Source organism: Arthrobacter sp. BF1, from assembly GCF_056680215.1.
Genome location: NZ_CM155271.1, coordinates 1478828 through 1492204 on the forward strand (window position 1 = coordinate 1478828; position 13377 = coordinate 1492204).

Consider the following 13377-nt stretch of genomic DNA (forward strand, 5'->3'; position numbering starts at 1 on the left):
CGTCAGGTTTTGGGCGCCCTAGCTATCCTGACCGTCGCCGGATCCCCGGTCCAGAAGTGGCTGGATGCGGAAGGGAATGAGCTCGCCCATCGCCAAGGCAGTATCGGTCCGGTCCACTCCGTCGCACGCCAGGATCTTTCCGTTGATCCGGAAGAGGTCTTCGGCGTCCAAGGCCACCACACGAAGCAGCAGATCGGCGGACCCCGTCAGGCCGTACCCTTCGAGGATCTCCGGTATGCCGGCAAGATCACGGGCCAGCTGCCCCAGCTTCTGCTGCTGGACGTGGACCGAGATGAAGGCCATCAGCGGGTACCCCAAAGACGCCGGGTTGATCCGGCGCTCGAAGGACAGGAAGACGTGTTTCTTCTCCAGTTGGGCCATGCGCGCCTGGACAGTGTTCCGGGACAGTCCCAGCTTCTGGGCAAGCGCCACCACCGTGCGCCGGGGGTCGCCGGCCAAGGCTGAGAGCAGCCGGGTGTCGGTGCCATCCAAAGTGTGCATAATGCGCAACGTTAGCACGGTGAAGCCATCCCATACAGGGCACAATGGTCAGTATTCGCGGCGGTAGTTGTACCCATTGAACATTGTGAGTAGGGTCACAATTATCCGGGGCAACGGCGCCCGGGCGGCCGACGGCGGGCGGGACCACAAGTCTCCAAGCTCCGGTCAAACGACGTGAGAAGGTTGCGTGCCATCGTGTCTACAGACGAAACGGGCCAGGGCGGAACAATGGCGGGTGGTCCCGCCGGCAGTACAGGAAGTCATGGTGGATCCGGCAGGAACCTGATCCAACTGATCACCCCGGACGGGGAACGGATCAGCCATCCGGAATTCGATCCCTGGGTCAAAGACATCGGGGATGAACAGCTGTGCTCCCTCTTTGAAGACCTGACGGTCATCCGGCGCATCGACGTCGAGGCAACCGCGCTCCAGCGCCAGGGGGAGCTCGGTCTGTGGCCGCCGCTGCTGGGGCAAGAAGCTGCGCAGATCGGGTCGGCCCGGGCACTCCGCAGCGATGACTTTGTTTTCTCCAGCTACCGGGAAAACGGTGTGGCCTACTGCCGCGGCGTGGGCCTGACGGACATTTTGCGGGTCTGGCGCGGAAACGCCGCCTCCGGCTGGGACCCGTACACCGTCAACATGGCCACCCCGCAGATCATCATCGGTGCACAGACCCTGCATGCCACCGGGTATGCCATGGGCATCCAGAACGACGGCGCCGACTCGGTGGCGGTAACCTACTTCGGCGACGGTGCCACGAGTGAAGGCGACGTCAATGAGGCCATGGTCTTCGCCGCAAGTTTCCAGGTGCCGGTGGTCTTCTTCTGTTCAAACAACCACTGGGCCATCTCGGAACCGGTGCGGCTGCAGTCCCACGTGCAGCTCGCGGACAGGGCTGCCGGATTCGGAATTCCGAGCCTCCGGGTGGACGGCAACGACGTTCTGGCCGTGATGGCAGCCACGCGCGTGGCCTTGGACCGTGCCCGGCACGGCGGCGGACCCACGTTCATCGAAGCCGTTACCTACCGCATGGGGCCGCACACCACTGCTGATGATCCCACCCGCTACCGCGACGCCAATGAACTCGAAGACTGGGCCGCGAAGGACCCCATCGAGCGGATCAAAGCCCTCCTGGACCGGAAGGGCCTGTTCACGGACCAGTTCCAGCAGCACGTCAGGGATAAAGCGGATGAAGTTGCCCGCGAACTGCGTGCCGGCTGCATCGGAATGCCCGAGCCTGAGCCGCTGGATGTCTTCAAGTACGTGTACAGCTCACCCAACTCATGGCTTGACCGGCAGCAGGACCATTATTCCCGCTACCTTGCTTCCTTCGGTGACCCCGCAGAAGCCACTTCACAGGAAGGTGCACGCTGATGACCCAGATGACCTTTGCCCGTGCCATCAATTCCGGCCTGCGCAAATCACTCGAAAATGATCCCAAGGTCCTCCTCATGGGCGAGGACATTGGCACCCTCGGCGGTGTGTTCCGCGTGACCGACGGGCTGCAGAAGGACTTCGGCACGCACCGCGTGGTGGACACACCCCTGGCCGAATCCGCCATCATGGGCACCGCCGTCGGCCTCGCCTACCGCGGCTACCGGCCCGTGGTGGAAATCCAGTTCGACGGTTTCATCTATCCTGCCTTCGACCAGATCGTCAGCCAGGTGGCCAAGATGCACTACCGCACCCTGGGTGCGGTGAAGATGCCCATCACCATCCGCGTCCCCTTCGGCGGTGGCATCGGTTCGCCCGAACACCACTCCGAGTCGCCCGAGGCGTACTTCACCCACACGTCCGGGCTGAGGGTGGTAACAGTCTCCAATCCGCAGGATGCCTACACGGTGATTCAGCAGGCCATCAGGTCTGATGACCCGGTCCTGTTCTTCGAACCCAAACGCCGCTACCACGACAAAGGTGAAGTGGACGAGGGCCTGGACCTATCAAACGCACTGCCGATGGACACTGCCCGTTTGCTTACCGAAGGCACCGATGTGACCCTCGTGGCTTACGGACCGCTGGTCAAGACTGCCCGGGACGCCGCCACTGCTGCCGCCGACGAAGGGATCTCCATTGAGGTCATCGACCTGCGCTCGCTGGCGCCGGTGGATTACGCCACCGTTGAAGCATCCGTGCGGAAGACGGGCCGGCTGGTGATCACCCACGAGGCCGGCCAGTCAGGGGGCGTTGGCGCGGAGGTTGCTGCCAGCATCACCGAACGGTGCTTCTACCACCTTGAAGCGGCCCCCGTCCGCGTCACCGGGTTCGATGTTCCCTACCCCTACTCCAAGGTGGAGATGCATCACCTGCCTGGGCTGGACAGGATCCTCGACGGCGTGGACCGTGCACTGGGGCGGCCCAACTCACTTAGCGGGCTGGAAGGATGAGCGCCACCATGATCAAGGAATTCAGGCTCCCGGACCTTGGTGAAGGCCTCACGGAATCCGAAATCGTCAGCTGGAAAGTCGCCGTGGGGGACACCGTGAGCCTGAACCAGGTGATTGCCGAGGTTGAAACGGCCAAGGCTGTGGTGGAGTTGCCGTCTCCTTTCGCCGGCGTGATTACTGCGCTTCACGAGCAGCCCGGCACTGTGGTGGAAGTCGGTAAGCCGATCGTCTCGTTTGAAGTACCGGACGACGCCGGCGCGTCACCTGCCGTGGCCTCCCCGGCTGAGGGGGAGACCGCCAAGCGGCAACCCAACCTCGTGGGGTATGGCGCCGTCGTCGAAAGTTCCGGCCGTCCGGCCCGGCGGCAGCGCAACTTCGGACCTCCGGCGGATAAGACCGCCGAAACCCAGGCTGCCGCTTCCCCGGTGGTTGAGCCGGCTGAAACCCCGGCCTCTGAAACTCATTCGTTCGAGCGGCCGCGCTCAACACCGCCGGTACGGAAGCTTGCCAAGGACCTCGGTGTTGAGTTGACATCAGTCCAAGGCACCGGAGTCCATGGCCTGATCACCCGGGAGGACGTCCGCAATTTTGTTGGCGGCGGAGACGTTCCTGTGGCGGCGCGCCATCTGTCTGCCGTGTCCGACGCCTCCGCCCCGGCCGCCCCGGCCGATCGGGGCGCTGTTCAGGGCGCTCGGGAAATCCGCACTCCCATCAAGGGCGTCCGGAAGTTCACTGCGGCCGCGATGGTGGCAAGCGCGTTCACCGCCCCGCATGCCACGGAGTTCCTCACGGTGGATGTCACCCCCACCATGGATTTGCTCGCCAAGCTGAAAGCAAGCCGGGCTTTTGCGGACCACAGGCTGACTCCGCTGACCCTGGTGGCCAAGGCTGTGCTGGTCGCGCTCCGGCGGAACCCGTCGCTGAACTCGCGGTGGGACGAGGCCAACCAGGAGATTGTGCAGTTCAACTTTGTGAACCTTGGCATTGCCGCCGCAACGCCCCGCGGGCTCACGGTTCCGAACATCAAGGACGCCGAAGCCATGTCGCTGCTGGAACTCTCGGAAGCGCTCACTGCCCTGACGGAAACGGCCCGGGCCGGCAAGACCGCTCCGGCCGAACTGGCTGACGGGACCATCTCCATCACCAACATCGGAGTCTTCGGGATCGACGCCGGCACCCCCATCCTGAACCCGGGCGAGGCTGCCATCCTGGCCGTGGGCGCGGTCCGGAAGATGCCCTGGGAATTCCGGGACGAAGTGGCACTGCGCCAGGTGATGACCTTGAGCCTTTCCTTCGACCACCGCCTGGTGGACGGGGAGCAGGGCTCACGGTTCCTTGCCGACGTCGGCGCCATCCTCGCTGACCCCGGCATGGTGCTGACGATGGTTTAGGCAGCGGCAGTCCAGGCAGCAGATCTACAGCAACGCGGGGTCACTCCCTGTCCGATAATTCGACTCTATTGGGCGGGAAGTGACCCCGCGTTGCTGCGTGCACCACCGGCCGGTCAGGAGGCGGGGGTGACGTCCACCGTCAGGGCCGCCAGTGCCATGCTTTCCAGCAACGGGCGGGCGGTCTTGGGCGCGATCCGGCGGCCATGGCTGCGCACCGAGTGGGGTGTGGAGTTGATCAGGCCGAAGGTGGCGTGCGCCCGCATCCGCAGTTCGGCCGCGTCAACGGTGGGGTGCAGCCGGGCCAGGACCTCCACCCACAGTTCCACGTAGCTCCGCTGCAGCGCCCGGACCTCCGACTGGTCCTCGAGCTTAAGATTGCTGAAGTCCCTGTCCTGGACGCGGATGACGTCCGGCTTGCCCAAGGCAAAATCCACCTGGAACCCCACCAGCTGACGGAGTGCCGTGAGCGGATCACTGGTTTCGGCGGCCACGCGCCGGCCGCCTGCCAGGAGGTCCCGGCTGACCGTGAGCAGCAGATCGCCCAGCACCGCCTGCTTGCCCGGGAAATGGCGGTATACGGCCGGGCCACTGACGCCCGCTGCTGCCCCAAGGTCCTCCAGCGACACGCGGTTGAACCCGTTCACCGCGAACAGCGATGCTGCGGCAGTCAACAGTGCCTGGCGTCGGAGTTCTTTGGCCTGGCTGCGCTGGGTGCCAGGAACCGGTTGGGCGCCGGAGGCCGGTTGCGCAGGTGGGCTGATGGACACGTTTCCTCCTCGGACCCGCAAATTCTAGCAACGCGTCCATGTGTTGGACATCACAGTTAATAAAGACTAACCTAAATCTCAGTTACATAACACTAACCGAGTGATGTTCGGGGACCTGCAGGGGGACCTGCGGCAGCCGCTCTCACAGGACAGGATCGGACCGCGTCGATGGAGACCCTCACCAGCCGGCTTGACGCCGCAAGTGACGCGTTTGCGGCCAACCAGACAGCGCAGCTCGCCCTCGCCGGTGAACTGCTGGACAAACTGGCCGAGGCCGCCCAGGGCGGGCCGGAGAAATCGCGCGAGCGCCATGTGGCCCGCGGAAAGCTCCTGCCGCGCGAACGCATCGACCGGCTGCTGGATGACGGCAGCCCGTTTCTGGAAATCGCACCGCTCGCTGCCATCGGCATGTACAACGACGAATCGCCTGGTGCGGGGGTTATCGCCGGCATCGGGCTGGTGCACGGCCGGCAGGTGCTGGTCATCTCCAACGACGCCACCGTCAAGGGCGGCACCTATTACCCGATGACGGTCAAGAAGCACCTCCGGGCCCAGGAAATCGCGCTGGAGAACAGGCTGCCCTGCATCTACCTCGTGGACTCCGGGGGAGCGTTCCTGCCCAAGCAGGACGAGGTGTTCCCGGACAAGGAGCACTTCGGCCGGATCTTCTACAACCAGGCCAGGCTCTCCGCGGCGAAGATTCCGCAGATCGCCTCGGTCATGGGCTCCTGCACGGCCGGTGGCGCCTACGTTCCGGCGATGAGTGACGAGACGGTCATTGTCCGGAACCAGGGCACCATCTTCCTGGGCGGCCCTCCGCTGGTGAAGGCCGCGATCGGCGAAATCGTCACCGCGGAGGAACTCGGTGGCGGCGACGTGCATTCGAGGATTTCCGGGGTCACCGATCACCTCGCCGAGAACGATGAACACGCCCTGCAGATCATCCGCGACATCGTGGCCACGCTACCCAGGCCAGCAGCCCCCGCATGGGAGGTGGCTGCCGCCGTCGAGCCGGCAGCGGACCCAGCCGAGCTCTATGGCGCGGTGCCCACGGACGTTAACGCGCAGTATGACGTTCGGGAGGTAATTGGCAGGCTGGTGGACGGCAGCAAATTCCACGAGTTCAAGAAGGAGTACGGCACCACACTGGTCACCGGCTTCGCCAGGCTGCACGGACACCCGGTGGGGATCGTGGCCAACAACGGCGTCCTGTTCAGCGAGTCGTCGCTGAAGGGAGCGCACTTCATCGAACTGTGCGATCAGCGCGGCATCCCGCTGATCTTCCTGCAGAACATCTCCGGATTTATGGTGGGCAAGGATTCCGAGCAGGGCGGCATCGCCAAGAACGGCGCCAAGATGGTCACCGCGGTGGCCACGGCCCGCGTGCCCAAGCTGACCGTGGTGATCGGCGGATCCTTTGGGGCAGGCAACTATTCCATGTGCGGGCGGGCCTACTCGCCGCGCTTCCTCTGGATGTGGCCGGCCAGCAGGATTTCGGTCATGGGCGGGAACCAGGCCTCGAGCGTCCTCGCCACCGTTAAACGCGACCAGTACGAGGCCCGGGGTGAAGAGTGGTCAGCCGCGGATGAGGACGCTTTCAAGGCCCCGATCAAGCAGCAGTACGAGGACCAGGGCAGCCCTTACTACTCCACCGCCCGCCTCTGGGACGACGGCGTGATCGACCCCGCTGACACCCGCACCGTCCTGGGACTGGCGCTCGACGTCGTCTCCCGCACCCCACTGCCGGAGACCTCCTTCGGCCTCTTCCGGATGTGAGCCAGCTGTGACTATTCCTTCACGGACATCTCCCGCACCTGCCGGCACCCCCGCACCTGCCGGCACCCCCGCACCGGCCGGCACCCCGGCGCCGGGAAAGCCCCTCTTCGGCACAGTCCTCGTGGCCAACCGCGGCGAAATCGCCTGCCGCGTGATCCGCACGCTGCGCGCACTGGGCATCCGTTCCGTGGCGGTCTACAGCGATGCCGACGCCGGAGCGCGCCACGTGCGCGATGCCGACGTTGCTGTGCGGATCGGCCCGGCCGCCGCCGCGGAGAGCTACCTGAAAATCGAGGCCATCATCCAGGCCTGCCGCGACACCGGCGCAGAGGCCGTCCACCCGGGCTACGGCTTCCTGAGCGAGAACGTCGACTTTGCCCGCGCCTTGGAAAAGGCCGGCATTACCTTCATCGGCCCCGGCGTCGAATCACTAAACGTCATGGGCGACAAGATCCGCTCCAAGAACCACGTGGCAGGCTACGGGGTTCCCGTGGTGCCGGGCATTGCCGAACCGGGGATGACGGACACGCAGCTGATGGAAGCGGCGGCCGCCGTCGGCTTCCCGTTACTGATCAAACCCTCCGCCGGCGGCGGAGGGAAGGGCATGCACATCGTGGAACGGCCTGAGGAACTCGAGTCCACCCTGGCCACCGCCCGGCGGGTGGCTGCCAGCGCCTTCGGTGACGACACGCTCTTCCTGGAACGGCTGGTGCGCGCGCCACGGCACATCGAGGTCCAGATCCTCGCCGACAACCACGGCAACGTGATCCACCTGGGGGAGCGCGAGTGCTCGCTGCAGCGCCGCCACCAGAAGGTCATCGAGGAAGCCCCGTCGCCGCTGCTGGACGGGCTGAACGACGGCGGAGCCACCCGCGCCAGGATCGGCGAGGCTGCCTGCCAGGCGGCACGCAGCGTTCACTACAGCGGGGCCGGCACCGTCGAGTTCTTGGTCTCCGATGAAGCCCCGGACGAGTTCTTTTTTATGGAAATGAACACCCGGCTCCAGGTGGAGCACCCCGTCACCGAAACGGTGACGGGCATTGACCTCGTTGAGTGGCAGGTGCGGATCGCCGCCGGCGAGGAACTCACCGTCCGCCAGGCCGACGTCGAACTTAGCGGGCACGCCGTTGAAGCCCGCGTCTACGCGGAAATCCCGGAACGGAACTTTATGCCGTCGGCGGGCGAAGTTGTGCTGCTGGACGAGCGGGGCTCAATCTTCACCGGCATGGACGACCTCGATTCCTCCACCCCGGCGTCCGCTGATCCGGAAATCCGCATTGACTCCTCGCTGCTTGAGGGTCTCGAAATTTCCAGCGACTACGACCCCATGGTGTCCAAGGTGATTGCCTGGGGCCGGGACCGTACTGCTGCGCTGGACAAGCTGGACACCGCACTCTCGCGTTACACGGCGCTGGGCATCGACACCAATGTCGAATACCTGCGCCTGCTGATCAACGACGCCGACGTCCGCGCCGGCCGGCTCGACACGGGCCTGATCGAGCGCAAGATGCCGGACTTTACCTTCCGGCGTATCGGAGACGCCGATCTCATAGCCGCGGCTGTGCAGTTCTGGGTCCTGGCTGAAGGGCCGTCCACGGTGGGATCCCCCTGGGACACCACACGCGGATGGCGCCTCGGCGCACCGGCGGCCTGGCGGATGAGCTTCGGCGTTCCGGGCGGCGGGATTGCCGCCGTGGCCCTCACCTGGCAGAGCAACATCGATCTGGGCCACGCGCTTGTCAGCGTCGATGACGGTCCCGCCCACAAGGTCGTGGTGATCGGCCTGTCCAGTGACAACGTCTACCTGGAAATCGACGGTGCGGAGGTCCGCTACGCACTGGGCAGTTTCTGGGACGACTACCCGCGCCAGAGCAATCCGCAGACCGTGTATGTGGGCAACGGCGGGTGGTCCTGCCGGCTGGAAGTACTGACTCGGGAGTCGCGGCTTGCCCGGGTACTCGCCGCGATCGAGCGCGAGGAAGGTATTGCGGACCCGGAGGTCCGCTCGCCCATGCCCGGAACGGTGGTATCGGTCGCCGTCAGCAACGGTGACACCGTGGAAGCCGGCCAAGTACTCCTCTCCGTGGAAGCCATGAAGATGGAGCACCAACTGGTGGCGGAGGTGGCCGGCACCGTGCACACCAGCGTCAAAGCGGGCGATCTGGTGAAGGCGGACCAAGTACTGGCCACCATCCATGCACTAACCAACATTGCAATCAACGAACCGAACACCACAGGCGAGGGAGCCTAGCCATGCCGGATTTTGAACTCAGCGAGGAATACCAGGACCTCAGTGACACCGTCCGCGACTTCGCGGACAACGTGGTGGCGCCGGTGTCCGCCAAGCACGACGAGGAACACAGCTTCCCTTATGAAATCGTGAAGCAGATGGCAGACATGGGTCTCTTCGGACTGCCGTTCCCGGAGGAACACGGCGGCATGGGCGGTGACTACTTTGCCCTCGCGCTCGCCCTCGAACAGCTGGGCAGGGTGGACCAGTCCGTGGCCATCACCTTGGAGGCAGGCGTCTCGCTGGGCGCCATGCCCATCTACCGCTTCGGCACCGAGGCGCAGAAAGATGAGTGGCTGCCGATGCTGGCCTCGGGCCAGGCGCTCGCCGGCTTTGGCCTCACGGAACCGGAAGCCGGTTCTGACGCCGGCGGCACCAAGACGCACGCCGAGCGTGACGGCGGGCAGTGGGTGATCAACGGTAACAAGGAGTTCATCACCAACTCCGGCACGGACATCACCCGCCTGGTCACCGTCACCGCCGTCACCGGCCGGACAGAGCGCGCGGACGGCAGCATCAAAAAGGAAATCTCGACCATCCTGGTGCCCACCGACACCGCGGGGTTCAAAGCTGAAAAGGCCTACAACAAGGTGGGCTGGAACGCCTCGGACACGCATCCGCTGACGTTGAAGGACGTCCGCGTGCCGGCGGAAAACCTGCTGGGTGAGGAAGGACGCGGTTACGCAAACTTCCTGTCCATCCTGGACGAGGGCCGGATCGCCATCGCCGCGTTGGGGACGGGGGCAGCTCAGGGCTGCGTGGACCTGTCCGTCAAATACGCGAAGGAACGCAGTGCCTTCGGGCAGAACATCGGCAAGCACCAGGCCGTCGCGTTCAAGATCGCCCGCATGCAGGCGCGTGCGCACACCGCCCGCCTGGCGTACTACGATGCCGCCGCCAGAATGCTGGCCGGCAAGCCGTTCAAGACGCAGGCGGCCATCGCTAAGATGGTCGCAGGTGAGGCAGCCATGGACAACGCGCGGGACGCCACCCAGGTGTTCGGCGGCTATGGCTTCATCAACGAATTCACCGTGGCTCGCCACTACCGCGACTCCAAAATCCTGGAGGTGGGGGAGGGCACCACGGAGGTCCAGCTGATGCTGATAGCCCGCGAACTCGGACTTTAGCAACGCAGCTGGTTCGGGAACGCCACCCGGTGGTCGAGCCTGTCGAGACCCTTGAAAGGACCAACGATGATCAACAAGGTTATTGCCAGCGCCGAGGAAGCCGTAGCCGACATCCCGGACGGCGCGTCGCTCGCGGTCGGCGGGTTCGGCCTGTGCGGGATTCCCGTTGCCCTGATTGATGCCCTGCACCGGCATGGGACCAAAGACCTGGAGACGGTGAGCAACAACTGCGGCGTGGACGACTGGGGACTGGGCGTCCTGCTGCACGACGGCCGCATCCGGCGGACAGTCAGCTCCTACGTCGGCGAAAACAAGGAGTTCGCGCGCCAGTATCTCTCCGGTGAGTTGGAAGTGGTGCTGACCCCGCAAGGCACCCTCGCGGAGAAGCTCCGTGCCGGCGGCGCCGGGATTCCTGCCTTCTACACCAAAGCAGGCGTGGGCACCCAGGTGTCCGAGGGTGGGCTTCCGCAGAAGTACGACGCCGACGGCGGGGTTGCGATCGCATCTGCCGCCAAGGAGGTGCGGACATTCAACGGGGTTGATTACGTGCTGGAGGAGTCACTAACACCCGATTTCGGCCTGGTGCACGCGTGGAAGGGTGACCGCCACGGCAACCTGGTCTTCCACGCCACCGCCATGAACTTCAACCCGCTTTGCGCCATGGCGGGCAGGATCACGATTGCCGAAGTGGAAGAGCTCGTGGAACCGGGCGAACTGGATCCCGAGCACGTCCATGTGCCTGGCATCTTCGTTCAGCGGGTGGTGGTTGCGCCCAACGGGGAGAAACGCATCGAAAAGCGGACCGTGTCCCTGGCAGCGGCCTCGGACGCGGTGGGCGGCGCTGAACCCGGCGCGCCGCAAGCCACCCAACAGGCAGGAGCCTAGCCATGGAATCCAACAGCCCGCAGGGAGCGCCTCCCCGCCCGGAAGCCGTCCGGCCCGAATACCGGCGTGCCGCCGTCGGCCACCCCGATGGCACCAACCCGGACACCAAAGGATGGACCCGCAACGAGCTGGCCGCCAGGGTTGCCCGGGAGCTCCGCAACGGCCAGTACGTCAACCTGGGCATCGGCATGCCCACGCTGATCCCCAACTACATCCCCGATGGAGTGGAAGTGGTGCTGCACTCGGAGAACGGCATTTTGGGCGTCGGACCCTACCCGGCGGAGGACGCCGTGGATCCGGACCTGATTAACGCCGGTAAGGAAACTGTCACCGTCAACAAGGGCGCCGCATTCTTCGATTCGGCCTCCTCGTTTGGGATGATCCGCGGCGGCCACGTGGATGTGGCCGTGCTGGGTGCCATGGAGGTGGCACAAAACGGGGACCTCGCCAACTGGATGATCCCCGGCAAGATGGTCAAGGGTATGGGCGGGGCCATGGACCTGGTGTTCGGCGCCAAAAAGGTCATTGTGATGATGGAACACGTTGACCGCAACGGCCATCCCAAGATCGTGGAGAACTGCACCCTGCCGCTGACAGGCAAGGCCTGCGTGGACCGGATCATCACCGACCTCGCCGTGATCGATGTTGTCACCGAGGGCGGGCGGTCCCGGCTGGTGCTCCGGGAACTGGCACCCAACGTGTCCGTCGAGGAGGTCGCGGCGGCCACGGGCGCCGAGCTCTTCGAAGAGGACCAGGAGCTCACCGTATGACGGACGGCGCAACCACCGGGGCAACAGGCCCAACCACCGGGGAGCCAGGCCCAAGCAGCCGCACCAGGGTGATCGAACAGCGGGGCCTGTACTTCGACGAGCTCGAGCAGGACGTTGTGTACGCGCACCGGCCCGGACGCACCGTGACGGAGGCGGATAACGTCCTGTTCACCACCCTGACCATGAACACCCAGGCTTTGCATCTGGACGCCGCCTGGAGCGCGGCCCAGCCCTTCGGCCAGCGCCTGGTCAACTCCATGTTCACGCTGTCCACGGTGGTGGGACAGTCCGTGTCGCAGCTGACCCAGGGCACCATCATCGCCCAGTTGGGCCTGACGGATGTGACCTTTCCGCATCCGCTCTACCACGGGGACACGCTCTATACGGAGACCGTCATTACGCAGAAGCGGCCCTCGAAGTCACGGCCCGGCCAAGGAATCGTGACCATGCAGCACACCGGCAGGAACCAGGACGGCGTTGTGGTGGCACTGGCCACGCGGAGCTGCCTGATGTGGACGCGTGAGGCTCACAGCGGGCAGCCGGCAGATCCCCACCAGGGGAGCCAACAGGCGAGTGGACAAGGCAGCGGACAGGGGAGTCAACAGGGCAGCGAAAAGGGGACAATATCCCTATGACATTTGTGATGGGACCCGCCCTCTTGTTCTGCCCCGCCGACCGCCCGGAGCGTTACCAAAAGGCCTCCGAGCGCGCGGACGCCGTCATCCTGGACCTGGAAGATGCCGTGGCCCCCGCGGACAAGCAGCGGGCACGCGGCGCCATCCTTGCCCAGCTCGGAGCCGCCGGGGACGGGCCCGAGCTGGACCCCAGCCGGACCATCGTACGAATCAATCCCGCCGGCACCGAGGAGTTCGCGCGGGATCTGCACTGCCTGGCGCACACCCCCTACCGCACGGTCATGCTTGCCAAAACGGAAAGCGCAGAACAGCTGGCCGCGCTGAAGGACTTCCACGTCATTGCCCTGTGCGAGACCGCCGCCGGGATCCTCAACGCGCCTGCCATCGCAGCGGCGCCCAACGTGGTGGCCCTGATGTGGGGCGCCGAGGACCTCCTCGCGTCGCTGGGCGGGACCTCGAGCAGAATGGACGACGGTGGCTACCGCGCCGTGGCGCTGCAGGCCAGATCCACGGTGCTGCTCGCCGCCCGCGCCTTCGGGAAGGAAGCCGTGGACGCCGTCTACGTCAACATCCCCGACCTTGACGGGCTCGCGTTGGAGGCCGCCGATGCCGTGGCGTCGGGGTTCAGCTCCAAGGCGTGCATCCACCCCACCCAGGCCAACGTGGTCCGTGGCGCCTACGCCCCCTCCGACGTCGACGTTGCGGCCGCCCAGGAACTGCTGCGGGCCGCTGCCACGGCCGGGTCCGGCGTCTTTAAGCACAACGGGAAAATGATCGACGGCCCCATCCTCAAGCACGCCGAAGCAACTCTCCGCAGGTCCGGGGCACACGCGCGGGTCACTGGCTTCTGA

The 13377-nt window shown here is 65.4% G+C and carries 12 protein-coding genes; 10 read left to right on the plus strand and 2 right to left on the minus strand.

The window, feature by feature from the left end; translation table 11 throughout:
* Positions 1-18 precede the first annotated feature (18 nt).
* Complete coding sequence (locus AC1MCD_RS06955; RefSeq protein ID WP_498677103.1) at positions 19-501, minus strand: Lrp/AsnC family transcriptional regulator; 483 nt, start codon at positions 499-501, stop codon at positions 19-21.
* Between the two features lie 195 nt (positions 502-696).
* Here AC1MCD_RS06955 and pdhA point away from each other — a divergent pair, with 195 nt between their 5' ends.
* From pdhA to AC1MCD_RS06970, 3 genes are read left to right on the plus strand one after another with little or no spacing between them, the layout of a single operon-like run.
* Positions 697-1875: a pyruvate dehydrogenase (acetyl-transferring) E1 component subunit alpha gene (gene pdhA / locus AC1MCD_RS06960; RefSeq protein WP_498677104.1), complete on the plus strand. Its 1179-nt coding sequence runs from the start codon at positions 697-699 to the stop codon at positions 1873-1875.
* On the plus strand, positions 1875-2885 hold the full coding sequence (locus tag AC1MCD_RS06965; protein WP_498677105.1) for an alpha-ketoacid dehydrogenase subunit beta: 1011 nt from the start codon (positions 1875-1877) through the stop codon (positions 2883-2885). The genes pdhA and AC1MCD_RS06965 overlap by 1 nt, the downstream gene beginning before the upstream one ends.
* Before the next feature lie 8 nt (positions 2886-2893).
* Positions 2894-4276: a dihydrolipoamide acetyltransferase family protein gene (locus AC1MCD_RS06970; RefSeq protein WP_498677107.1), complete on the plus strand. Its 1383-nt coding sequence runs from the start codon at positions 2894-2896 to the stop codon at positions 4274-4276.
* Positions 4277-4389: 113 nt separating this feature from the next.
* On the opposite strand, the gene AC1MCD_RS06975 is transcribed toward AC1MCD_RS06970, so the two are convergent.
* Complete coding sequence (locus tag AC1MCD_RS06975) at positions 4390-5043, minus strand: SACE_7040 family transcriptional regulator (RefSeq protein ID WP_498677109.1); 654 nt, start codon at positions 5041-5043, stop codon at positions 4390-4392.
* Positions 5044-5211: 168 nt separating this feature from the next.
* On the opposite strand from AC1MCD_RS06975, the gene AC1MCD_RS06980 reads away from it, so the two are divergent.
* From AC1MCD_RS06980 to AC1MCD_RS07010, 7 genes are all read left to right on the plus strand, one after another.
* Positions 5212-6819, plus strand: a complete 1608-nt coding sequence (locus AC1MCD_RS06980) for a carboxyl transferase domain-containing protein (RefSeq protein ID WP_498677111.1) — start codon at positions 5212-5214, stop codon at positions 6817-6819.
* 7 nt (positions 6820-6826) lie between these two features.
* Complete coding sequence (locus tag AC1MCD_RS06985) at positions 6827-9070, plus strand: acetyl/propionyl/methylcrotonyl-CoA carboxylase subunit alpha (RefSeq protein ID WP_498677113.1); 2244 nt, start codon at positions 6827-6829, stop codon at positions 9068-9070.
* A gap of 2 nt (positions 9071-9072) precedes the next feature.
* Positions 9073-10236, plus strand: coding sequence for an acyl-CoA dehydrogenase family protein (locus AC1MCD_RS06990; RefSeq protein WP_498677115.1), 1164 nt, complete (start codon positions 9073-9075; stop codon positions 10234-10236).
* A 66-nt stretch (positions 10237-10302) separates the two neighbouring features.
* Positions 10303-11121 (plus strand): CoA transferase subunit A, encoded by an 819-nt coding sequence (locus tag AC1MCD_RS06995; protein WP_498677117.1) that lies wholly within the window; start codon positions 10303-10305, stop codon positions 11119-11121.
* Between the two features lie 2 nt (positions 11122-11123).
* Positions 11124-11891, plus strand: coding sequence for a CoA transferase subunit B (locus tag AC1MCD_RS07000; protein ID WP_498677119.1), 768 nt, complete (start codon positions 11124-11126; stop codon positions 11889-11891).
* Positions 11888-12526, plus strand: coding sequence for a MaoC family dehydratase (locus AC1MCD_RS07005; RefSeq protein ID WP_498677122.1), 639 nt, complete (start codon positions 11888-11890; stop codon positions 12524-12526). Before AC1MCD_RS07000 ends, AC1MCD_RS07005 begins: the two co-directional genes overlap by 4 nt.
* A complete protein-coding gene (locus AC1MCD_RS07010) occupies positions 12523-13377 on the plus strand; it encodes an HpcH/HpaI aldolase/citrate lyase family protein (RefSeq protein WP_498677124.1) in 855 nt (284 codons plus the stop codon). Before AC1MCD_RS07005 ends, AC1MCD_RS07010 begins: the two co-directional genes overlap by 4 nt.

Excerpts from the sequence above, each read along its gene's own strand:
- AC1MCD_RS06990 (WP_498677115.1), top strand. The coding sequence starts at position 9,073 with ATGCCGGATTTTGAACTCAGCGAGGAATACCAGGACCTCAGTGACACC.
- AC1MCD_RS06980 (WP_498677111.1), top strand. The coding sequence starts at position 5,212 with ATGGAGACCCTCACCAGCCGGCTTGACGCCGCAAGTGACGCGTTTGCG.
- AC1MCD_RS07005 (WP_498677122.1), top strand. The coding sequence starts at position 11,888 with ATGACGGACGGCGCAACCACCGGGGCAACAGGCCCAACCACCGGGGAG.
- AC1MCD_RS06965 (WP_498677105.1), top strand. The coding sequence starts at position 1,875 with ATGACCCAGATGACCTTTGCCCGTGCCATCAATTCCGGCCTGCGCAAA.
- AC1MCD_RS07010 (WP_498677124.1), top strand. The coding sequence starts at position 12,523 with ATGACATTTGTGATGGGACCCGCCCTCTTGTTCTGCCCCGCCGACCGC.
- AC1MCD_RS07000 (WP_498677119.1), top strand. The coding sequence starts at position 11,124 with ATGGAATCCAACAGCCCGCAGGGAGCGCCTCCCCGCCCGGAAGCCGTC.
- AC1MCD_RS06955 (WP_498677103.1), bottom strand. The coding sequence starts at position 501 with ATGCACACTTTGGATGGCACCGACACCCGGCTGCTCTCAGCCTTGGCC.
- AC1MCD_RS06995 (WP_498677117.1), top strand. The coding sequence starts at position 10,303 with ATGATCAACAAGGTTATTGCCAGCGCCGAGGAAGCCGTAGCCGACATC.
- AC1MCD_RS06970 (WP_498677107.1), top strand. The coding sequence starts at position 2,894 with ATGATCAAGGAATTCAGGCTCCCGGACCTTGGTGAAGGCCTCACGGAA.